This is a genomic window from Thermosynechococcus sp. GLH187, assembly GCF_031583395.1.
Taxonomy (GTDB): domain Bacteria; phylum Cyanobacteriota; class Cyanobacteriia; order Thermosynechococcales; family Thermosynechococcaceae; genus Thermosynechococcus.
In genome coordinates, this window is sequence record NZ_CP134175.1 from 1,512,318 (window position 1) to 1,532,974 (window position 20,657).

The following is a 20,657-nucleotide window of genomic DNA, read 5'->3' on the forward strand; positions in this document are numbered from 1 at the left end:
CTAATCAGCCAAGCCATGTTCAAGGGCAAAGCGCACGAGTTCTGTGCGGCTACTGGTACCGGTTTTCACAAAGAGGCGACTGACATACTTTTCAATATTGCGAACACTGGTATTCAGTTGGCTGGCAATTTCCTTATTCATCAGACCCTTGACCACCAGTTGCAGCACACTGGCTTCGCGGGGGGTGAGATCCAGTTGAATTGGGGGAGCCGTGGGATTGCGTTTGCCCTGTTGGACGAGCATTGCCCGCAGTTCGGCAATTTGTTGGGCTAGATTGGCCAGATTGGGTTCGGCCTCATCGCGAGCAGCCGCTTGCCGCCGCAGCAGATTTTTAATGATGGCCACCAGTTCATCGGGGTCAAAGGGTTTGGCTAGGTAGGCATCACAGCCAGCATCATACCCTTGGATGCGATCGCGCTTCATGCCCCGCGCTGTGAGGAAGATAACGGGAATATGGTTGAGATGGGGCTGTTGGCGCACTGTTTCCAAAAAAGCATAGCCATCCATCTGCGGCATCATAATATCCGTAATAATCAGGTCGGGCACATTGGTTTCTAGGTACTCCAGAGCCGCTTGACCATTGGCCACTGCTGTTACTTCAAAGCCACTGTCCTCTAAATAGGCCGTTACCGCCTCGCGCACTCCCGGCTCATCATCCACCAGCAATAATTTTGCTGTCATTGGCTGTCTCCTATGCCCGTAGGACTTAATTTACAGCCCTTTTCACACGGATGGAATACGCTCAGCCAGTGCTCATCTGTGTACCCCAGAAAAGGACTGTATTTATGCTCTAACATAATTGGCAATACCTAGGTGGAATAATTGAATGGCGATTATTGCGCTGCGGGCATGGTACCTACCGCAGTATGAACCCCTCGAACACATCGAGCAACGCCCCCACGATCTACGGCTCAACAAAAGTAGCTTGCTGAAAACGGCATTGCGGGCAGATTTTCTCGATGACTTAGAAACGGTGCAGCGTTCGGAGTGGTTTCAACGCTATCGCCTTGGGGAAACGGTGGAATTTTATATTGAGGGCAGTGGCAGCTATACAATTGCCAACATTGATGTTCTCAGTCATGAAATCTATTTCATCAAGAGCGATCGCCTGAGTTACTTGGAACCAACCCTCTTTTTCAGTGCCGCCGATAGCCCCAGTAGTGACGAGATTCGCACCGCCCTCAAAGCATTTGTGACCAATACCCCTAGTCGCTTCCCCTTGGAACTGGTCGAAAGCCCACGCTCAGCCACGGCTCCTCTGCGTCTGGATAGTCCCGTGATCACCCAATTGCGTCGCTCACTGCTCTTTATTGCAGATGGGAGTGGGAATGAACAGTTGCATGCAATGGTTGCCCTCGAACTGGGCTATGCCCTAGCCAGTAAACGCCGCAATCAACTCCTTGTTATTCAGCAGGAGCACCCCAGCCAGCGGGCGCCTCTTCCCATTGAAGTTCCCAGTCGCCAGCGCCTCATCTATAGCCATTCCCAAGAGCTAGCCGAGAAGTTGCCCACCGTACTGCAAACGCTCCTAGAACCTTTTGATTTCCATTGATATTTGCATAGGGAAGCCCGTTTCGGGAATAACCTGACCGTTAACGAACGAGATCGTAGAGCAGGTGGGAAGGAACTCCTGCCGCCAAGAGAAGGCGCGGTAGAGTGGGCAGGACACGACAGCAATGCCGAATGAAATCATGGATCCACCGTTGCAAGGTTTCGACTTCATAGTTGGTTAAAAGTTGATCGTGGGGCGTGAAGTTACGGTTGTGGAACTGCTCCACTTGAATTTGCGCCAACCAGCTTTCACGGGGTCGTGTCAATAACCAATAGTTAGTGACAATCATTTTGCCAAGGTAGCGTACCGTTACTTCTGTAATTTGCCGACAGTATTCATAGTAATCAGCAAGGTTTGTCGATTCATGGTTTACCCTAGGCACAGGAATCTGCTCTTGAGTTTCCGCAACCTGACTAAAGAAAGACATCAAATCTATTAAGGCACTGTGGGAGACAGGAAGTTGAATACCAATGAGGTCAAAAATTTTCTGCTCAATCTGTTGAAGCTGGTGAGTGTGATGTGGTTCGTTAACTTTTATTTTTTGATGTAACTCAATGAGAAATTCTAATTGATTCAGTTGTGGATAGGTTAAATGATCTAGATTAATGTAACGCTCTAGGTATTCTTCCTCAATGCCCAGTGGGTGTGTGTCACGGGCAACATAGGATTGAATGGCGGGATGCTCTGCCAGTAAGCGCCGCATATAATAGCGAGTGACTGGAGAAATATTCATAGGGGGAACCCTCACAGTTAGGACAGGACATAGCTGCAAAAGGGAGAGAGGCACGTGACATGCACGTACTTTCAGGTGTGTAAGAAGTTAAGTCAATGATGAATACTTAATACTTGTTTAACAAACGCAGGGACTAGGGAAGCAAGTTAACATAACCAAATAGTTATTCAAAAAACTAATCATCGTCATCAGGGAAACACCAATCACTTCAGGTTTACAAGTAAATTTACGGTATTTAAGTTAAAAGAGAACTCTAACTGTGTTGGATGAAACATGTTTCTGTTATAAATGCTCAGATCTGAGATCGTCAAGTATTGATTGATACAAATAGTGTCAAGTATTAATTGATACAAATAGTTTTGCGTCACCATTCTGTAACATAGCCGCTACGTGACACTGCAAAATTTAAGAAATCGTTTACATTAGTTCATATTGAGCCTAAATTTGGTAGCCAAGGCTACAAATGTTGTCAATAAATGATTTGATTTTTTTATATTCTGATTACAACTCTTTACATTAATTTTTATTAATTGCAGCAGCTCCATTTCTATCCACAGACGGGGATCATTCATCCCCTTGGTTGTAGGGTTGATCGGCAAAGATACAGTCAGAAAATTTCTGGGGCGATCGCGAGTGATCTGCCAATGCAGCAATGGTATCCGCTGTTCCGAGAAATCAGCGATGATTGTCTTACCCTTGATGCTGTTTAACCTCTCATCTCGTTATTGAGCCGCCTATGCTTGCTGTTTATCCTGGAAGCTTTGATCCCATTACCCTAGGGCACTTGGACATTATTGAGCGGGGTGCTCGTCTCTTTAGTGAAGTGATTGTGGCGATCGCCCATAACCCTCAGAAAAAAGCCCTCTTTAGCGTGGCGCAGCGGATCAAACAAGTGCAGGCGGCAACTGTCCACTTAAAAAATGTGCGGGTGGATACCTTTGATGGCCTCACCGTTGAGTACGCGCGATCGCAACAGGCAACAGTTCTTCTGCGGGGGCTACGGGTTCTGTCGGACTTTGAATACGAGCTGCAGATGTCCCACACCAATAAAAGCCTCTGGCCAGAGATTGAGACCGTGTTCCTCACCACGTCCAATGAGTATAGTTTCTTAAGTAGTAGCTTAGTAAAAGAAATTGCCCGATTTGGCGGTAATGTTCGTCATCTAGTACCAGCCACTGTTGCAAAGGATTTAGAAGCATGCTTTACTCAAACGCCGATCGCATCTCAACGACCACTGGAGTAAATGAAGCGCTTGATGTCCCTTCCGTACCGCTGCAACTCCTGCAACAATTGGAAAAGCTGGAAGAACTCCTGATTCTCGAAGGGACGAAGATCCCGCTGACCGGCCGCAAACTCATTGATGAAGAGCAGATCCTAAACCAACTTGCCCACATTGAACAGGCGATCCCCGAATCAGTGAAGACAGCGCAGCGGATTCTCAATCAGCGGGATGAGATCATTAAACAGGCCCAGCACCGCGCCCAAGAAATTATCCGTGCCGCAGAGCAACGCGCTGCCCAAATTGCCGATGAACTGCGGATTCGCCAGCAGGCAGAACTCGAAGCCCAAAAAATTCGCCAGCAGGTGCAGCAAGAGGTGGAGTTTATGCGCCAGCGCGCGATCGAGGAAATCAATCTGCTACGGCAAAACACAGAAAAAGAACTAGCCCATCTGCGCCAAGTGACCCGCCATGAATGTCAAGAGCGGCAACAGGAAGCGGATGCCTATGCCGATCGCACCCTTGCGGAAATGGAACGCCAATTCAAGGAAATGCTAGCGGTGATTCAAAATGGGCGCCAATACCTCAAGCAGCACCAAGCCCACCGTCAACCCTAGGCAATACCCCAATTCAATTGTCACGCTAGCGGGCTTTCACAGGCTCTAGGGTAAAAAACGTTTGAAAAATTTGCGTATCCACCTCATTCATTTGCTGCTGCAAGTGATCGAGGAACTCGTGCATGCCTTGACCAATAATTTCATCAATCGTCAAATAGTCCAGTTGCGATCGCAGGCGTCCCAGTTGGCGTTCCACGGGCTGGTGCCAGCTCCCTAGGGGCGTCCCTGTAATTTTGTAGAGGGATTTTTCCACCTGCAACAGACAAAAGCGGATCGCGCGGGGAAACTCGGCATCGAGAATCAAAAACTCTGCGACCCCTGCGGGTGTAATCCGATGCGAACCCCGTTTACGATACATCTCATAGGCACTGGCGGACTTGAGGAGCGCAATCCAACCCAATTCATCAATGGGCGTGCCCACATCTTCCACTGAGGGCAACAGCAGATAGTATTTCACATCGAGAATCCGCGAGGTCTTATCGGCTCGCTCCAGTAGCCGCCCCATTTGACCAAAGTGCCACGCTTCATTGTGGCTCATCGTACTATCCATCACGCCGGCAAAAAGGTGACTGGCCTGTTTCACTTGCTCCAAAAAGCTGGCAATCTCCAATTGATCCGGGGCTTTAGCCGCCTCCCGCACCATTGTGTAGAAGGCATTCACCTGCTGCCACATTTCTGAGGAAATCACCTCGCGAATGGATGTGGCATTCTCCCGTGCCGCCCGCAAACAGGAGATGATCGAGTTGGGATAGGTGGTGTCAAAGGTGAGGAACTGAATCACATTTTCAGCCGTGGCCGTGCCATAGTGTTCCTGAAAAAAGGGCAAATCCCCCGTTGTTAGCACTAGGGGATCCCATTGACTTGAAAGACTCGTGGGCAGATCCAGCAGCATGTTCAAGTTGACATCAACAAAACGAGCAATATTCTCTGCCCGCTCAATGTAGCGATTTAACCAATAGACCGCATCGGCAACACGACTTAACATATACTGGCAAGCATTCACTCTCTGCCCACTCTAGCAACCTTTTCCCGTCCTGAGTATATGCAGCAAACCCGTCTTAATACCCTGCTTGATCGTTTAGGCGCCGGAATTCAGGAGCAGTTAAAAAATCCGTGGCGACGGCTAGCAACACTGAGTATTGCCTTTCTCTTTGGGGTGTTCTTGGGCTTAGCCATTTCCTCGAGTGCAGGTCAATTGGGCTATTTAGATATTGTGGCCTCGAGCATCGTAGCAATTATTGCTGAAGTGATTAGTGCTATGTTCTATAGCGATCGCTGGAAACTGCGGCAAACTCTCTTTGGCGAAATTCTCAATGCCTTGAAGTTCGGTCTCCTCTATGGTTTGTTCCTCGTTGCCTTCCTTCTGGGAAGTTAGTTGCTAATTCAATTGGAAACCTCATGAATGAGTATTGCGGCAATTTTAATCGCCATTCCCGACAATGAACCGCCAGCAGACCTTGAAGCACTCATCGCCGCCGCAGAGGAAGGAGACTTACCCAGTTGCATCCTAGAAACTGCATGGCACGGTCTGCAAACGACCCTAGCAAAACGTTTTGACCAGAGGCAATGACTGCTGCCCACATCTATCCTGCTTCTCTTTTTAGCAAACCAGCAAGGGGCAGGAATACTCATTTACTGTGATTAGCCGAGGCTGGCATTCCCTTGTCACTCCCATATTTAAGAAAAGGGCTGTAATTTGAGTACAATAGTGTGATGCCAACGGCGGCTTGCCCTGTTGGTACGGCGTTTACCCTAAGTTGATCACTGCCTGCTATGGTTCAAGAGCGTAGTCTGCCCTCTTTGTCCATTCCCCAAACCACGATTACTCGTGAGCAGGGGTTAATGCTCTATGAAGATATGGTACTGGGGCGCACCTTTGAAGATAAGTGTGCCGAAATGTACTACCGGGGGCGGATGTTTGGCTTTGTCCACCTCTACAACGGTCAAGAGGCAGTCTCTACAGGTGTGATCAAGGCGATGCGTCCCGATGATTACGTGTGCAGTACCTATCGCGATCACGTTCATGCCCTGAGCGCCGGTGTTCCTGCCCGTGAAGTGATGGCTGAACTCTTTGGCAAGGCGACGGGGTGTAGCAAAGGCCGGGGCGGCTCAATGCACCTCTTTTCTGCTAAGCATAATCTCTTGGGGGGCTTTGCCTTTGTCGCTGAGGGGATTCCAGTCGCAACGGGGGCAGCATTTCAGACGATGTACCGCCGTCAGGTGATGGGCGATGCCAAGGCCGATCAGGTCACCGCTTGCTTCTTTGGTGATGGTGCCAGCAATAATGGCCAGTTCTTTGAGTGCTTGAATATGGCAGCCCTCTGGAAATTACCCATTCTTTTCGTGGTGGAAAATAACAAGTGGGCGATCGGTATGGCCCATGAGCGTGCCAGTTCCGAAACAGAAATCTACAAGAAGGCCAAGGTCTTTGGCATGGTGGGTGAGGAAGTGGATGGCATGGATGTGCTGGCGGTGCGTACAGTGGCTGAAGCAGCGATCGCCCGCGCCCGTGCCGGTGAAGGCCCCACCCTGATTGAAGCTTTGACCTACCGTTTCCGAGGGCACTCCCTTGCCGATCCCGATGAACTGCGCTCCAAAGAAGAGAAAGAATTTTGGCTGAAGCGCGATCCGATCAAAAAGCTGGGCGCCTACCTCGTGGAGCAGGAACTGGCCACTAGCGAAGACCTGCGTGCCATTGAGCAAAAAGTACAAGCGATTGTGGATGATGCTGTGGCCTTTGCCGAGGAAAGTCCTGAGCCTAAGCCCGAAGAACTCTACGACTACATCTTTGCGGATGAATAGGTTGGGCCGCTGCCAGCAACGGGGGCATTGCCCGAAAAATAGGACAATTTTGCAACAGGAGCAAACTCACGCGGTAAAACGGTTCGGACAATCTCGGACAAAGCAATATCCCACTGTTGGCCAAGTCCACCGAACACTAGGAAACAATGCCTAAGAAGCAACCGCAAACACAAATAAGTGGAATTTGGCATGTTGCAGGGGGCTGGGGTGTTGTCTTTTGGTAAACACTCGTCTGGCGAAATGCGCTGAGGGGCATAGCTCACAACGACAGTTCTAGGGGAAACTCGTGTTTAAGAGAACATTATTTACAGATTAAGGGATTGTAACCTAGCCCCACCTCCCTACAGCCCTTGGCTGATCCCAGTCTCAGCAACGTCAAGAATATATTTTTATCAATGAATAAACCATTGCTGGGTCTGTTGACTAGGATAGTCACTAGAATAAAAGGAGCTTTCCCTAGAACATTGGCATGTTGTTGACTCCTCCTTTGTTTGCCTGGCTGGATGGTCTCTGGGATGGGGTATTCTCCACCCAGGGGATCATGATCATGCTGCTGATGGGCTACGCAGGGGCGATGTGGCTCTTTTTGTCCAGTGCCCCCAAGGTCTATACGATCATGGTCTCGGATTTGGAGCACGCGCGGCAGTTCTACGAGCAGGAGTTGCATTTGCCGATCGCTGATGTACCGCTGCACTACTACTACAACTATGAGCAAACCCTTGGCGTGGCTTCGATGGATCCGCTCTATGTGCCCTCGGCCTTGAGCTACAGCAGCCCCAAGCGCCCCAGCCCTAGTGATGGGTTGTGGTACCAACTCAAGAAAAATACGCAACTGCATGTCATTAGTGGTGCCAGCAAGGGGGAACGCCACCGTCAGCGCCATGTCTGCTTTGACCGTGAGTGCCTCGAACTCCTATTGCTGCGGATTCAACGGCGGCAGTTGCGCTACAAAATGCGCAGCGATCGCCCCCTCAATTTCCTTGTCAAGGACTACGACGGCACCGTGATTGAAATGGCAGAAATTTCGGCGCGGCCATGACAGACCTCCAAGAACTCCCTAGTCGTGGTCATCTCTTGACGGAGCAGATCAATCCCGCCAGCCAGAATCTGGATCAGCTCACTCCCTTGGAACTAGTTGATCTGTTTAATCAGGAAGATGCCCAAACGCTGCGGGCGATCGCCCAAGCCCGCGAGGTCTTAGCCCAAACCATTACCGCCACAGCAGCCCGCCTCCGCCAAGGGGGACGCCTCTTCTACGTTGGTGCCGGCACCAGTGGTCGCTTGGGGGTTTTGGATGCTGCGGAATGTCCACCCACCTTTTGTACACCGCCCCATTTGGTTCAAGGCATTCTGGCCGGCGGTGAGGCTGCCCTTGTGCGCAGTTCCGAAGGCCTTGAGGATCGCTACGAAGATGGCGCCGCCGTGGTGGGCGATTGCCAGATTACTGCCCAAGATGTGGTGATGGGTATTACCGCTGGCGGAACCACTCCCTATGTTCATGGGGCACTGGATGCAGCGCAAGCAGTAGGGGCACTTACGGTCTTTATGGCCTGTGTTCCCTCGGATCAGGTACAGCGGGCTGCCGACATTGACATTCGCCTACTGGTGGGGCCTGAACTCCTTGCTGGATCCACCCGTTTGAAAGCCGGTACTGCCACAAAAATGGCACTGAATATCATTTCCACGGGGGTGATGGTGCAGTTGGGCAAAGTCTATGGCAACCGCATGGTGGATGTGGCGGTCACCAATCGTAAGCTCTTGGATCGTGCCCTGCGGATTCTCACGGATCTCACGGGGATTGATCGCGCAGCAGCAGCAGCTCTCCTCGAACGCAGTGGCTACCAAGTGAAGCGTGCCCTGCTCATGTACTGGACAGAACTGGATGCCCTTGCCGCTCAAGCTCTACTCGATCAACACAATGGCCAACTGCACGCGGCCAAAAGTGCTGCCCTGAACCCCTAAATGCCCACTTTGAAGCCAAGACCGCGATTATTGCGGGGTTCCTCAAACTGCCTGTACACCTTTGGATCGGGGCGAGTAGGCACAGGCGAAATCTCTAGGCTGTTTTCAATCTCTGCCATATTACTCGCAGGTGGGACAGCATTGGGGTTTGCCGCAGGATCGGGGGCTGATTGCAGTGCCGATCGCAACTCGGGGCTAACTTGAATCGTGCCAATGGCAGCGGAATTAGCAAAGACAGGTACAGCAGGCAGCATACTGGCAATTACTATCCAAGGGATTGAGGAGAAACGCATAGTAAAGAATCCTCAAGGGGGTTAGAAATTAAGCACTTAAGAACCCCTAACTGCGTTGGGAGTATTCTCTATGTTTTCTATTTTAGGGCAGCCACCTCTCCCTTGGTTGCAGCAAGGGATACCCCCTGTAGTGGCAAGATAACAATAGGACGGAGAGAGAGGGATTCGAACCCTCGGTGAGTTGCCCCACACAGCATTTCCAGTGCTGCGCCTTCGACCACTCGGCCATCTCTCCACGTTTAGGCAGTTCTACTATCCTATCAGAAGTCCTGTGTCTCTGCTGCATCCCATTGCCCAAGCCAGTTTTGCCATCATTGATCGCGAGATCGGTCCTCACCCCTTTGATGCCCCAAGCTATGCGATTTTGCGGCGAATTATCCACAGCACGGCAGATTTTGAGTTTAAGAACCTGCTGGAGATTTCGCCGGGGGCGATCGCCCACATGACACAAGCCCTGCGCTCAGGTGTGCCGATTATTACCGATGTGGCCATGGTCAGGGTCGGCATTCAAACCATGGTCAGCCGTACCTTTCAGAATCCAATTATTACCGCCCTTGACGATGGCAGCCACACCGCTCCCGATCAAACCCGCAGCGAAGCAGGGATGATCCGCGCTTGGCAACAGTGGCCCGATGCCCTGTTTGTGGTTGGGAATGCGCCAACGGCGCTCCTTGCCCTGTGCGATCGCCTGCAACAAACCCGTGTACCGCCGGCGGGCGTCATTGGTGTCCCGGTTGGCTTTGTCAATGTTGTAGAGTCAAAAGCAGCCCTTGCCCAACTGCCCGTGCCTCAAATTCGTGTTGCCGGTCGCAAGGGGGGATCGCCTGTGGCGGCAGCGATTGTGAATGCCCTGCTGGAGTTGGCCGATAGCAAGGAGTCAGTGTGACCCCGATTCATGTGGTGGGCATTGGCCTAGAGGGGCTGGCAGGGTTGGGGGAAACAGTTCAGGAAATTATTCGCACAGCGACGCTTTTGGTGGGGAGCGATCGCCATCTTCAGTTGATTCCCCATGGAGACGCCCGCCGCTTGTCTCTACGGGACTTTAACGCCAGTTTCAAGGCGATTCAAACCCACTTGGCAACAACCCCGAACCCCCAAGTGGTCATTCTCACCAGTGGCGATCCCCTGTTTTACGGGCTGGGACGCTGGCTGCTCGAAGTCTTTACTCCCGATCAGTTGACGTTTCATCCCCACCTCAGTGCGGTGCAGTTGGCCTTTAGTCGGCTCAAGCTCCCTTGGCAGGATGCCGTGATCTACAGTGCCCATGGTCGCGATTTAGCGGGGTTGGTGCCGCTGTTGCAGCGGGGGGTGGAGAAAATTGCCATCTATACCGATGGTGAGGCTAATATTGCTGCCATTAGCCGCTTATACCAAGCATTGCACCTGCCGGTGTCCTATCGGGCGTGGGTGTGTCAGGCCTTGGGTAGTGCAGACGAAGCCATTCTGCCGTGGGACTTAGCCCAACCAGTGACAATGCTTCCGCCGGTACATCCGCTGAATTTGGTGGTGCTCCTGCGTCAACCCCAGCACCTACCCCCTCGGGAACAGCCCGTTTTTGGCCTAGGGGATGATCAATTTTTCACCTTTGGCGATCGCCCCAGCTTGATGACAAAGCGGGAAGTGCGGGTATTGGCCTTGGCGGAACTTGCCCTCACCGGCACTATCGAAACCGTTTGGGATGTGGGCGCCGGCACCGGCAGTGTTGCTGTGGAAATCGCCCGCCTTGCCCCCCAAGCCACCATCTATGCGATCGAGAAAACGGCGATTGGCTTTCAACTGATTGAGCGCAACCGCAAGGCTTTTGGTTTGACCAATCTGATCCCAATCCAAGGAGCAGCACCCCAGAGCCTCAGTGGCTTGCCGCAACCGGATCGCGTGTTTATTGGCGGCAGTGGTGCCCAATTACTGGCCAATCTCGACTATTGTTGGTCACACTTGAAAGCTGGCGGCCGGTTGGTGCTGGCGATCGCCACCCTCGAACACCAAGGCCAAGTTCTCCACTGGTGTCAAACCCAGCAAATCAGCCCGCAAGTGCTACACGTGCAACTCAGCCGCTCCGTTCCCTTGGGTCAAGGCCACCGCCTCCATCCCCTCAATCCAGTCACCCTCATCACCCTGAGTCAGGGGTAAAAATAGCCATCGGGATAAACCGTGGTGCGATCGCACACCGCAGCCGACAGATCAACACCCGTTGCCCGAAAAAAATTACACCGCTGTACCTGGGCTGCCGTTAAATCTGCCTGCTCTAAATTGGCCTGTTGCAGGTTGGCTCCTTGGAGATTCGCTTGTCGCAAATTGGCATAGCGCAGATCCGCCCCCTGAAGATTAGCGCCTTGCAGGTTTGCCCGTTCCAAATTGGCCGATCGCAGGTTGGTGCGGACAAGGTTGGCTCCTTCAAGATCCGCTGCCGCAAGGTTCGCTTGATACAACTGAGCATCCCCTAATTCACTGTGGCGTAGATTGGTGGCAATCGCTTGAATTCGATTCAACTGGCAATAGGGCAAATAGGCATTTTCCAAATTACTCTCACTGAAATCGGCATCACTGAGGTTGGTGTCAAAAAGGCTCAGACCCGTCAGATCGCTGCCCCGAAAATCTCGTTCCCCCGCTGCATAGGCTGCCAATAGTTCCTCATTGCTGAATTTGGCCATAATGGTATAAAGAGCGTTGTACTGTGACTAAGTATTTCTACCTAAACCTTTTTGACTGTAGGGGGATTTATTGAAGAAGTTCATATTACTTAATGGTTTCTTAACTTGGTGAGGCACCACAATGGGGTTTCAACCGCTTTCCTTGGCACAGCATTACCACGAACGCACCAAGTACGCCCCTGAGACCTTAGCCCAACAGGCAGCACCGCTCGATTTTAGTCGCCAGCCCAGTCCCTGCAAAACCTATCCTCTTGGTCAGTCCTTCTCCCTCAAGCCGTTTTTAGAACTTGAGCAGGGGGCAACCCACCCCCACTGGCAGCGACTCTCACGGTTGTTGTACTGTACCTATGGCATTACTGGGGTGGTTCCCTATGCCGATCAGCCCTTTTATATGCGGGCAGCACCTTCTGCCGGGGGGCTATATCCAGCGGAAATCTATCTCCTCACTCGCAACGACACCGCCATTCCCGCTGGCATTTATAACTACCAAGTGAAAGACCATGCCCTTGTGCAGGTGTGGCAAAGCTATTCTTGGTCAGCCCTACAGGCCGCTTGTCTTTGGCATCCAGCGCTAGAAAGGACGCACATTGCGCTGATCGTGACAGCCGTCTTTTACCGTTCCGCTTGGCGTTATGGCGATCGCGCCTATCGCCGCATTTGCCTCGACATTGGGCACCTCTTGGGGAATGTGGAACTGGCCGCCAATATCAATGACTTTCGCGCTCACTTCATTGGTGGTTTTGTGGATGCCCAAATGAATGAACTGCTTTACCTTGATCCAGAACAGGAGGGGGTGTTGGCGGTGGTTGCCCTTGCCAATTTACTCGAAGTGGGCGAAAACTTGTCCACGTTCCCCGCAGTGTTGGCCTCTGCCACCTGCTATGACTATGGGGCGATCGCCAGTGGCGAGCTACTGAAAGCTTACCATTGTGCCAGTGCCCTCACCAATAGTGACATGATCTACGGCATGGCCAAAGAGACTCCCAGCCCCCCTGCCAAGGAGCCTACTGAACCCCCTGCTAGTAAATACAACTTTCCCTTTGGTCTGCGGGTGAGTCTCAGCAAAACCATCATTGACTGGGAAACCAATCTAGCCGCTCTCCAGCAAACCATTCTGCAGCGGCGCTCGACTCGTCAGTACAGTGGCCAAGGGATTGAAGTGGATCAACTGGCTGCCCTGCTCACCTTTGCCTACCATCCTCAGGACTACCGCGATCAAGGCCTAGATGAAGCCCCTAGTTTCTTTGACCCGACATTGGTGGAAACCTTTATTGCCGTGACGCGGGTCAAGGATCTAGAGGAGGGCTGCTACTACTATGCTGTGGCCGAGCATGAGTTACGCCAAATTCGCTTCAAGAACTTTCAAGAGCAGTTGCATTTCCTCTGCCTCAATCAAGACCTCGGTCGCGATGCCGCTGTGGTGATTTTCCATACCGCCAATCTGGAGCGGGCGATCGCTCGCTATGGGGAACGGGCTTATCGCTACCTCCACATGGATGCTGGCCACCTTGGACAGCGGATCAATTTGGCTGCCACCGCTTTGGGGCTAGGGGTCAGTGGCATTGGCGGTTTCTTTGATGATCAGGTCAACGATCTCTTGGGCATTCCCCCGCAAGAAGCGGTTCTGTACATTACCACCGTTGGCAAAGCAGCGTGACCCTCACCACCCGTGGCCACTACAGTATCAAGGCTCTATTGGACTTGAGTTTGTTACCCAACTATGGGCCTGCCTCCGTGCGCGCCATTGCTGAGCGGCAAAAGATTCCTGCCCCCTATCTGGAAAAACTCTTGATTGAATTGCGGCGGGCTGGCTTGGTGCGATCGCTGCGAGGCGTCTATGGGGGCTATCAACTGGCCCGTCCCCCGGCCGCCATTTCCCTGCGGGATATCCTTACTGCCGTTGGTGAATCGCCGACCCCCCTGTTTTTGCATCCTCCCCAACCGGAAGATGGCACAGCGGATTGGGTGACCTTGAGTCTCTGGCAACGACTCCACCAAAAACTTCAGGATGCCTTGGCCAGTATCTCCCTTGAGGATTTATACTTTGATGCCCGTAGTTGGCAAGCGGCTCAAGGGGATGGGGCAACGTTTGTCATCTAGGCGATCTAGGCTAAGGGCATCCCAGAGTGGGGGGAGACACCCATGTCAGCACCAACCTACCCCAAAGCATGGCTGATCATTCGCGAACGTGGTTTGCCGAAACGGGAAGTTATTCTCAGTCCCGATCGCCAGTGGACGATTGGTCGCCAACTGGATTGCAATATTCTCCTCAAAGATACCTACGTCTCGCGAGTGCATGCCGTCATCAACGCCTTTCTCTTTAAGGGGCAGCCCCTCTATTTCATTAGTGATTACCACAGTCGCAATGGCACGCTCCTCAATGGCCTGCCAATTCAGCACAGCACCCTCCTCCACCATGAAGATGTCATTTGTGTGGGTACCACCCTCATTGTTTTTTACTATCCAGACATGTTTAAGGAGATTTCCCTCGATGAGCGCCCCAAACTGAGCAAACGTTCAACCGGCAGTCTGCCTTGGGTTGGCTAGGGGTTTGACAGCCACAGGGGATAAATTTTATGATGGAAAATTGTTGAGTTTGCACGGAACAGGTTTTCCAAGAGGCACGCATCCCCTCACCTGCACGGCAAGGAGTTTTTTAGTTTCTATGGCATACGCAATCATTGAGACCGGTGGCAAGCAACTGCGCGTTGAAGCCGGGCGCTTTTACGATGTGGAGCGGCTCCCCGTCGAGCCAGAGGGCACAATTGATCTAGAACGGGTGTTGCTGGTGCAAACCGATAGCCAAGTCCACGTGGGTCAACCCTACGTTAGTGGTGCGGTTGTCTCTGGTACGGTGATGGGGCACCGTCGCGGCCCCAAGGTGATTGTCTATAAGATGCGCCCGAAAAAGAAAACCCGCAAAAAACAAGGCCACCGCCAAGAACTGACCCGCATCATGATCAACGAGATTCGTCTTAACGGTGAATCCCTAGGAGGTTAACATGGCACACAAGAAAGGAACAGGTAGTACCCGCAACGGTCGTGACTCCAATGCCCAGCGTCTGGGTGTCAAGCGCTTTGGTGGTGAAGTGGTTAAGGCCGGTCACATTCTTGTACGGCAGCGGGGGACAAAGTTTCACCCCGGCGCCAATGTCGGTCGCGGCAGTGACGATACTCTTTTTGCAACGATCGCGGGTGTGGTCACCTTTGAGCGCTATGGCAAAAATCGCAAGCGCGTGAGTGTCTATCCCCTAGCCGAGGGCTAAAACCACTCCCCGATCAACATTCAAAAATCATCTAATTGGGTCAATCCTCGGGGTTGGCCTTTTTTGTTGTCTTAGTCAATGACTCTCCTAAGGAAGTGTTGACCCGATTATTGTAAATTTCTATGAACAGCTTGCTTTAAGGTCGAGAAATTGTTAAATTAGATACAGAAATAAATCGTTCATCTCTCGCAGGACATCAGTAAACGCTTTTCAGACCGAGTTTAATTGTCAGCGTTGTACCTTCGCGAGGGACGGAAGTAGGGAAACAGATCCCGAAGGAACGCGCCTCAGCCAGTCCACCTTGTAATAAAAATGGGGCGAAAATTATGACGACTCTTACTTATCGCGGCGTTCAATACAACTACGTTCCTCCAGCGATCAACACCCAAGCAACGGATGTCGTGGCCAAGTATCGCGGTAGCACCTATCGTGTGGCTGCTCCGACAAATCCACCGGAAGACTCCTTAAAAATCATGACCTATCGGGGTGTCAAGTATCAAAAAGGTAAACAGCCCGCTGGTGTTCCCGCTGCGCGCTTGGCCGATAATGTGGCTTCTGTGCCCATGACAGCAACGGTTAACGAAATGGCTCGCTCCTTGGCGATGGCACATCATGTGATGATTAAAAGCCGTGAACAAACCCTCCTTGCCCGGATGGCAGAAGCAATCGGCATGCCGGTGACGGCAGCCCACTACTGGAACCAAATCCAAGGGAAAATTAACCCCGTCTTTGGTGCCACCTACGATCGCTCCCCTGTGGCGCTGAGCTAAGGCAGCAATGACACTGGGTTGAAGTGTTGAGTTGAGTCAGTAGGAAAATAACGAGGGAGTCAGGTCATTCTTGGCTCCCTTTTGCTGTGGGCATTAACCCCGCCGATCCCAGGGCCCCCAAATGGCAAAGGTCATCCCCGGATGGTAGAGATTGACAAACATGGTTTGGCCGTCGGGTGAGAAGCAAACCCCCGCCAGTTCTTGATCATTGAGGGCATTGCGCGCAAAGGTGTATAGCTCTCCTTGGGGGGTGATACCAATGAGGCGATTAATGGCATCGTCGCCATCTTCGCAGCAAATGAGGTCTCCCCAAGGGGCCATCGTCAAGTTATCGGGATAATCAAGAACCTCTTTGCCGGGGGACTCGACAAACAGCTCAATCGTGCCACCATCTGCTGCGGTGCGACCGGGGCGGTATCGCCAGATTTGGCCTAGCCGCTTTTCACCACCACTGGTGGCTGTAAAGTAAAATTCGCCATTGTGGTAGCAGAGGCCTTCACCGCGTACAAATTGGGCTGCCCCTTTGTCGTAGCCCTCATAGCGCACGGTGTCGAGGGGGGGGTCAGGCTGGGTGATATTTACCCATTCCACTTCAAAGGGTTTGCGCAGGGGAAAATCCTGACCGGTGTTAATTTTCGGGTAGCGTTTGATTTTCAAGGCTTGGAGTTGGCCGCCAGCAGCAAGGTTGGTGGGTTCCTTGGGAATAAAGCGATAAAAGAGACTATCGCCGCGATCCTCTGTTTGATAGACGATATGCGTTTGCGGGTCGATGGCGATCGCCTCATGTTGAAAGCGCCCCATTGCCTTGAGGGGAACTGGCGTCACGGGGCCTTGGGCACTGATCGGTACTTCAAAGTTGTAGCCGTGGCGTTTTTGCACCGGACCGCGGTTGGCAGGATGTTCGGGCGTGGAAATGGTTTCCTCGCAGCTAATCCAACTGCCCCAAAGGGTTTTGCCGCCACCACAATTGCGCGAGGTACCGGCCAAAGAAACGTAATGCTTGAGGAGTTGCCGATCTTTGCTCACCACGAGTGTAGTGGTGCCGCCGGGGGCAATGGGGTCATACATCCGCTCCTTGGGAGCCACCACCCCCTGAAAGGCACGGGGTAGCCCCGGATACATCTCATGGTTGCGCACAAGGATGGTCGTGCCATCGGGGCCGGGGAAGGCGGCCATGCCATCATGGAGCGTCGGGACGGGGGTACCATCACTCAGGCGATCGCCCAGCTTGGAAAATACCCGATACTGAAAGCCTGCCGGCAAATCCAACAGGCCATTGGGATCCTGCACCAAGGGGCCAAATCCGCGTGTGGTCAGCAGTTCACCTTGGGCGGCCCGTTGATAGAGAAGCTGTAATCCTTGGGGAAACAGTGCTGCCCCCATACCGGCGGCGGCAAGGGTGAGGAAGCGACGACGTTGCAAACCCATAAAAAACCCATGTAAACTGCACAACCAACGGCTAAAAGCCGACCCCTATTGTCTTACTGCAAACTTAGGAAGTTATTCAAGGGCATTTTGTGGCCGATTGCAGATCGCTTGCTAAAATAAAGTCATAATGAGTTTGGATAAGTCAATGCGAGTGATCGATTTGCCCCTCAATGCCATTCGTCGTCCCCTGATTCGGCAAACGGATCCTGCAAAAGTCGCAGCGTTGATGGCCTCCATTGCGGAAATTGGCCAGCAGGAACCCATTGATGTCCTTGAAGTCGAAGGGCAGTACTATGGCTTTTCGGGGTGTCATCGCTACGAAGCCTGTCAACGGCTCGGACTGCCGACGATTCGGGCACGAGTCCGCCGGGCGCCCCGTTCGGTACTGAAGCTGCACCTTGCCTAGGCATCTTGTCAGATTCGCCTCAGTGTGGGATTCTAGCCAATTAGCCCCTCTAGGATAGCGATCGTGACCGGTGTACGCCTTGAACAACTGACCAAGGTCTATCGCGACCCCCAGCGCGGGCATGATGTCACGGTGCTGCAAGGGATTGATCTGAGGGTCGGTGCGGGCGAGTTTTTGGTGCTGGTGGGGCCTTCGGGGTGTGGCAAAAGTACCCTGCTGCGGCTCATTGCGGGTTTGGATGAACCAACCACGGGCACAATTTGGGTGGGCGATCGCGTGGTCAATGGTTTACCGCCCAAAGCGCGGGACATTGCCATGGTTTTTCAAAGCTATGCTCTTTATCCCCACTTGACGGTCTATGACAACTTGGCCTTTGGCTTGCGCCGTAACGCCCAGATGAATGGCCTCCTCCCCGCCCCCATTGAAGCAACTTTGACGCGCTGGACGCGATCGCTCCCCAAGGGGATGCAACTGTCTTTTCCCCGCGAACGCATGATTCACCAGCGGGTGATGCAGATTGCGGCGATGTTGCAAATTGGTCACTTGCTCTATCGCTATCCCAAACAACTGTCCGGTGGTCAGAAGCAGCGGGTGGCCCTCGGACGAGCCATGGCCCGCAATCCCCAAGTGTTTTTGATGGATGAACCGCTTTCAAACCTTGATGCCAAGCTGCGCACCGAAACCCGCGCTCAAATTGTCCAACTGCAGCAGCAATTGGGCATCACAACCATTTATGTGACCCATGATCAAACGGAAGCAATGACGATGGGCGATCGCATTGTGGTGCTGCACCAAGGTCAAATCCAACAAATTGCCAGCCCCCTCGACCTGTATCAACGCCCTGCCAATCGCTTTGTCGCTGAGTTTATTGGCTCACCGCCAATGAATTTCTTAGCCGTGACCCTCAACCAAGGGAAGATTCAGTACCACCATTGGCAGTTGTCCTTGAACCCGCCCTTCCCCTCGACAGCGAAGGCATGGTTAGGGATTCGTCCAGAACATTTCGCGCTGGCCACCGCTGAAGAGACCGATGTCCTGCCCGTTCAAGTGGATCTCGTGGAAGCCCTTGGCCATGAAACGGGCTTGACGGTTCACCTCTGTGCGACAGGAGAAACGTTGCGGGTGCGCTTACCAGGACAACAGCCGATTCAGCGGGGCGATCGCCTGTATTTGCGTCCTGATCCCCAGCATTTCCACTTCTTTGATGAGCAAACGGGGCAGCGACTAGAACCATGAGCCAACGCCTGCAAGCCCGCCTCGCCATGGCCGGCATTACCCGCAAGAGTCAACTGCGCCGTAAAGGATTTACCCGCCACCAAGCCAATGCCATTTGGTCAGGGGAGCTGCGTCGCTTGCGCCTAGAGACCCTCGAACACCTTGCCCAGGTTCTGGGGGTGACGCCCTTGGAGTTTTGGCAGTGGTTTTATGGTGAAGCGTCCCCTGAGGCTGCCCTGCAACACCAAGCCCTTCAGATTCTGGAGCCGTTTCTGCGTTTCTGGCCCACTGCCGCCTACGCCGCTAGCCAAAACCCCACTGCCCCCGCCCAGAGAATTTTGCCCCTTGTGAAGCCGGTGTTTCAACTCCTCGAGCAGTGGGGGATTCGGTTGATTGGTGAGGTTGGAGCCTGTGTTCCCTTTGATCCGCACCAGCACCAAAGCGATCGCGTGCCCTTAGAGAAAGGCACCCCTGTGCGCATTAGCCATGCGGGCTATTGGTGGGGCGATCGCCTGCTCTTTCGGGCGGTGGTGACGCCAGTAGATACTCTTGGACAATCTGCCCCCTCAGCACATGCTCCTGAATCACCCGCTCAATAACTGCTGGCGTTGCCGAGTGATACCAGACGCCATCGGGATAGACCACTAAAATGGGGCCCTGTTGACACACCCGTAGGCAATTGGCCTTTGTGCGAAAAATACAGCCCTCTGGGCGCGGTTGATCCAAGCCCAATTCCTTGAGGCGTTTTTTCAAATACTCCCATGCTTCTAAACCCACTGCCTTGTCACAGCACAGGGGTTTGGTTTGATCAGCACATAGGAATAGATGCCGCTGAATGTGATCAATGCCGAGAGCTGCTACTTGCTGCGCTAACGAAGGAGATGTCATAGTTGGCTTTTTCTAATCTGCAACAAGGGTTTCTGGTGTTGGTAGCACCATTGAGGACGTGGGGGAGGGTTGACGCCGATTCCATTCAATGTCGGGCATTTCCTCAAAAGCTCGCCGCAGGGAGGCCTCCCAGAACTGCCGCACCTTCGACAAAAAAGGATCACCCAAGACAAATTCGGCGCGGTGACAGATCTGAAAGCTATCGGTGCGGTACATGATCAGGTCAAGGGGAGGGCCGACGGAGATATTGGATTTCATCGTTGAATCAAGGGAGAGCAGTGCATACTTTGCCGCCGCATCTACCGGCGTATCGAAGCGCAACGTGCGGTCTAAAATCGGCTTGCCATATTTTGTTTCACCAATTTGAAGAAAGGGAGTTTCGGGGGTCGCTTGCAGAAAGTTGCCCTGACTGTAGATCAGGTAGAGGTAGGGTTCCTCGCCACGAATTTGCCCCCCCACCAGAAAGGTGCATTGGTAGTCAATGTTATCTTTGGCCAACCAAGGGCGATGACTATCGGTGACCTCCCGCAGCTTACCACCGACATAGCGGGCTACCTCGTACATATTGGGCAGCGAGTTGAGACTGTGCTCCAACTGACCCTTGAGATCACGACGAATGAGCGTGAGCACTTCCTGAGTAATTGAAAGGTTACCAGCGGTACAAATGACAATCACCCGCTCCCCCGGCACCGAAAAATCAAAGAGTTTCTGATAGGTGGAAATGTAATCCACCCCCGCATTGGTGCGAGAGTCTGCCGCCATCACCAGACCCGACGTGGTGAGAATTCCCAAGCAATATGTCATTTTGCCTATGCTCCGCCAATAACCAAGCACTATAGAGTGTATAAGGGATTT

At 52.7% G+C, this 20,657-nt stretch carries 27 protein-coding genes, 1 tRNA gene and 1 riboswitch; of the genes, 19 read left to right on the forward strand and 9 right to left on the reverse strand.

Features of this window, described 5'->3' with window-relative positions; all coding sequences use genetic code 11:
* A complete protein-coding gene (locus RHI63_RS07345) occupies positions 1-681 on the reverse strand; it encodes a response regulator transcription factor (protein ID WP_206199599.1) in 681 nt (226 codons plus the stop codon).
* 145 nt (positions 682-826) lie between these two features.
* On the opposite strand from RHI63_RS07345, the gene RHI63_RS07350 reads away from it, so the two are divergent.
* The gene (locus RHI63_RS07350; protein ID WP_206199600.1) at positions 827-1,552 is read left to right on the forward strand and encodes a hypothetical protein; all 726 of its coding nucleotides are present in this window, start codon (positions 827-829) and stop codon (positions 1,550-1,552) included.
* A gap of 40 nt (positions 1,553-1,592) precedes the next feature.
* On the opposite strand, the gene RHI63_RS07355 is transcribed toward RHI63_RS07350, so the two are convergent.
* Positions 1,593-2,285 carry a hypothetical protein gene (locus RHI63_RS07355; RefSeq protein ID WP_310821399.1) on the reverse strand — a complete coding sequence of 231 codons (693 nt, stop codon included), beginning with the start codon at positions 2,283-2,285 and terminating at the stop codon, positions 1,593-1,595.
* Positions 2,286-3,021: 736 nt separating this feature from the next.
* Here RHI63_RS07355 and coaD point away from each other — a divergent pair.
* Positions 3,022-3,528 (forward strand): pantetheine-phosphate adenylyltransferase, encoded by a 507-nt coding sequence (gene coaD / locus RHI63_RS07360; RefSeq protein ID WP_206199602.1) that lies wholly within the window; start codon positions 3,022-3,024, stop codon positions 3,526-3,528.
* The gene (locus tag RHI63_RS07365) at positions 3,483-4,121 is read left to right on the forward strand and encodes an ATP synthase F0 subunit B (RefSeq protein ID WP_206199603.1); all 639 of its coding nucleotides are present in this window, start codon (positions 3,483-3,485) and stop codon (positions 4,119-4,121) included. The genes coaD and RHI63_RS07365 overlap by 46 nt, the downstream gene beginning before the upstream one ends.
* 25 nt (positions 4,122-4,146) lie before the next feature.
* On the opposite strand, the gene RHI63_RS07370 is transcribed toward RHI63_RS07365, so the two are convergent.
* A complete protein-coding gene (locus tag RHI63_RS07370; RefSeq protein WP_206199604.1) occupies positions 4,147-5,106 on the reverse strand; it encodes an alpha-E domain-containing protein in 960 nt (319 codons plus the stop codon).
* 57 nt (positions 5,107-5,163) lie between these two features.
* On the opposite strand from RHI63_RS07370, the gene RHI63_RS07375 reads away from it, so the two are divergent.
* From RHI63_RS07375 to murQ, 5 genes are all read left to right on the forward strand, one after another.
* Positions 5,164-5,496, forward strand: a complete 333-nt coding sequence (locus RHI63_RS07375; RefSeq protein WP_206199605.1) for a DUF565 domain-containing protein — start codon at positions 5,164-5,166, stop codon at positions 5,494-5,496.
* Positions 5,497-5,523: 27 nt separating this feature from the next.
* A complete protein-coding gene (locus RHI63_RS07380) occupies positions 5,524-5,691 on the forward strand; it encodes a hypothetical protein (protein WP_206199606.1) in 168 nt (55 codons plus the stop codon).
* Positions 5,692-5,894: 203 nt separating this feature from the next.
* The gene (gene pdhA / locus RHI63_RS07385) at positions 5,895-6,923 is read left to right on the forward strand and encodes a pyruvate dehydrogenase (acetyl-transferring) E1 component subunit alpha (RefSeq protein ID WP_206199607.1); all 1,029 of its coding nucleotides are present in this window, start codon (positions 5,895-5,897) and stop codon (positions 6,921-6,923) included.
* Between the two features lie 469 nt (positions 6,924-7,392).
* Complete coding sequence (locus RHI63_RS07390) at positions 7,393-7,962, forward strand: glyoxalase-like domain protein (protein ID WP_206199608.1); 570 nt, start codon at positions 7,393-7,395, stop codon at positions 7,960-7,962.
* Positions 7,959-8,885 carry an N-acetylmuramic acid 6-phosphate etherase gene (gene murQ / locus RHI63_RS07395; protein WP_206199609.1) on the forward strand — a complete coding sequence of 309 codons (927 nt, stop codon included), beginning with the start codon at positions 7,959-7,961 and terminating at the stop codon, positions 8,883-8,885. Before RHI63_RS07390 ends, murQ begins: the two co-directional genes overlap by 4 nt.
* Here the strand turns inward: murQ and RHI63_RS07400 are convergent.
* The gene (locus tag RHI63_RS07400) at positions 8,882-9,178 is read right to left on the reverse strand and encodes a hypothetical protein (protein ID WP_206199610.1); all 297 of its coding nucleotides are present in this window, start codon (positions 9,176-9,178) and stop codon (positions 8,882-8,884) included. The two genes, murQ and RHI63_RS07400, sit on opposite strands and share 4 nt — an antisense overlap.
* Before the next feature lie 150 nt (positions 9,179-9,328).
* Positions 9,329-9,413, reverse strand: a tRNA-Ser gene (locus RHI63_RS07405).
* Positions 9,414-9,449: 36 nt separating this feature from the next.
* Here RHI63_RS07405 and RHI63_RS07410 point away from each other — a divergent pair.
* Together RHI63_RS07410 and cbiE are read left to right on the forward strand one after the other, a co-directional pair.
* On the forward strand, positions 9,450-10,064 hold the full coding sequence (locus RHI63_RS07410) for a cobalt-precorrin-8X methylmutase (RefSeq protein ID WP_310742831.1): 615 nt from the start codon (positions 9,450-9,452) through the stop codon (positions 10,062-10,064).
* Complete coding sequence (gene cbiE, locus RHI63_RS07415; RefSeq protein WP_206199612.1) at positions 10,061-11,308, forward strand: precorrin-6y C5,15-methyltransferase (decarboxylating) subunit CbiE; 1,248 nt, start codon at positions 10,061-10,063, stop codon at positions 11,306-11,308. The genes RHI63_RS07410 and cbiE overlap by 4 nt, the downstream gene beginning before the upstream one ends.
* Here cbiE and RHI63_RS07420 read toward each other — a convergent pair.
* Entirely contained in the window at positions 11,299-11,829 is a 531-nt protein-coding gene (locus tag RHI63_RS07420) for a pentapeptide repeat-containing protein (protein ID WP_206199613.1), read from the reverse strand. The genes cbiE and RHI63_RS07420 overlap by 10 nt on opposite strands.
* Positions 11,830-11,950: 121 nt before the next feature.
* On the opposite strand from RHI63_RS07420, the gene RHI63_RS07425 reads away from it, so the two are divergent.
* The 6 genes from RHI63_RS07425 (at position 11,951) to RHI63_RS07450 (ending at position 15,865) form a co-directional block, all read left to right on the forward strand.
* Positions 11,951-13,486 (forward strand): SagB/ThcOx family dehydrogenase, encoded by a 1,536-nt coding sequence (locus tag RHI63_RS07425; protein WP_310821401.1) that lies wholly within the window; start codon positions 11,951-11,953, stop codon positions 13,484-13,486.
* Positions 13,483-13,929: an Rrf2 family transcriptional regulator gene (locus RHI63_RS07430; RefSeq protein WP_206199615.1), complete on the forward strand. Its 447-nt coding sequence runs from the start codon at positions 13,483-13,485 to the stop codon at positions 13,927-13,929. Before RHI63_RS07425 ends, RHI63_RS07430 begins: the two co-directional genes overlap by 4 nt.
* A 42-nt stretch (positions 13,930-13,971) precedes the next feature.
* Positions 13,972-14,376 (forward strand): FHA domain-containing protein, encoded by a 405-nt coding sequence (locus RHI63_RS07435; RefSeq protein WP_302677943.1) that lies wholly within the window; start codon positions 13,972-13,974, stop codon positions 14,374-14,376.
* Positions 14,377-14,494: 118 nt separating this feature from the next.
* The gene (gene rplU, locus RHI63_RS07440) at positions 14,495-14,830 is read left to right on the forward strand and encodes a 50S ribosomal protein L21 (protein WP_206199617.1); all 336 of its coding nucleotides are present in this window, start codon (positions 14,495-14,497) and stop codon (positions 14,828-14,830) included.
* Between the two features lies 1 nt (position 14,831).
* On the forward strand, positions 14,832-15,095 hold the full coding sequence (rpmA, locus tag RHI63_RS07445; protein ID WP_206199618.1) for a 50S ribosomal protein L27: 264 nt from the start codon (positions 14,832-14,834) through the stop codon (positions 15,093-15,095).
* A 174-nt stretch (positions 15,096-15,269) separates the two neighbouring features.
* Positions 15,270-15,382, forward strand: a riboswitch (Glutamine riboswitch).
* A 39-nt stretch (positions 15,383-15,421) separates the two neighbouring features.
* On the forward strand, positions 15,422-15,865 hold the full coding sequence (locus RHI63_RS07450; protein WP_206199619.1) for a DUF4278 domain-containing protein: 444 nt from the start codon (positions 15,422-15,424) through the stop codon (positions 15,863-15,865).
* A gap of 93 nt (positions 15,866-15,958) precedes the next feature.
* Here the strand turns inward: RHI63_RS07450 and RHI63_RS07455 are convergent, their stop codons facing one another.
* Complete coding sequence (locus RHI63_RS07455; RefSeq protein WP_206199620.1) at positions 15,959-17,293, reverse strand: alkaline phosphatase PhoX; 1,335 nt, start codon at positions 17,291-17,293, stop codon at positions 15,959-15,961.
* 145 nt (positions 17,294-17,438) lie between these two features.
* Here RHI63_RS07455 and RHI63_RS07460 point away from each other — a divergent pair, with 145 nt between their 5' ends.
* The 3 genes from RHI63_RS07460 to RHI63_RS07470 all read left to right on the forward strand — a co-directional run bounded on the left by RHI63_RS07460 (position 17,439) and on the right by RHI63_RS07470 (position 19,513).
* Positions 17,439-17,699, forward strand: coding sequence for a ParB N-terminal domain-containing protein (locus tag RHI63_RS07460; protein WP_206199621.1), 261 nt, complete (start codon positions 17,439-17,441; stop codon positions 17,697-17,699).
* Between the two features lie 63 nt (positions 17,700-17,762).
* Positions 17,763-18,935: an ABC transporter ATP-binding protein gene (locus RHI63_RS07465; RefSeq protein ID WP_206199622.1), complete on the forward strand. Its 1,173-nt coding sequence runs from the start codon at positions 17,763-17,765 to the stop codon at positions 18,933-18,935.
* Positions 18,932-19,513, forward strand: coding sequence for a helix-turn-helix domain-containing protein (locus RHI63_RS07470; protein ID WP_206199623.1), 582 nt, complete (start codon positions 18,932-18,934; stop codon positions 19,511-19,513). Before RHI63_RS07465 ends, RHI63_RS07470 begins: the two co-directional genes overlap by 4 nt.
* Here RHI63_RS07470 and RHI63_RS07475 read toward each other — a convergent pair.
* Both RHI63_RS07475 and RHI63_RS07480 read right to left on the reverse strand, forming a co-directional pair.
* On the reverse strand, positions 19,395-19,802 hold the full coding sequence (locus tag RHI63_RS07475) for a ferredoxin (RefSeq protein WP_149820658.1): 408 nt from the start codon (positions 19,800-19,802) through the stop codon (positions 19,395-19,397). The genes RHI63_RS07470 and RHI63_RS07475 overlap by 119 nt on opposite strands.
* 12 nt (positions 19,803-19,814) lie before the next feature.
* Positions 19,815-20,606, reverse strand: coding sequence for a proteasome-type protease (locus RHI63_RS07480; RefSeq protein WP_190278070.1), 792 nt, complete (start codon positions 20,604-20,606; stop codon positions 19,815-19,817).
* Positions 20,607-20,657: the final 51 nt, after the last annotated feature.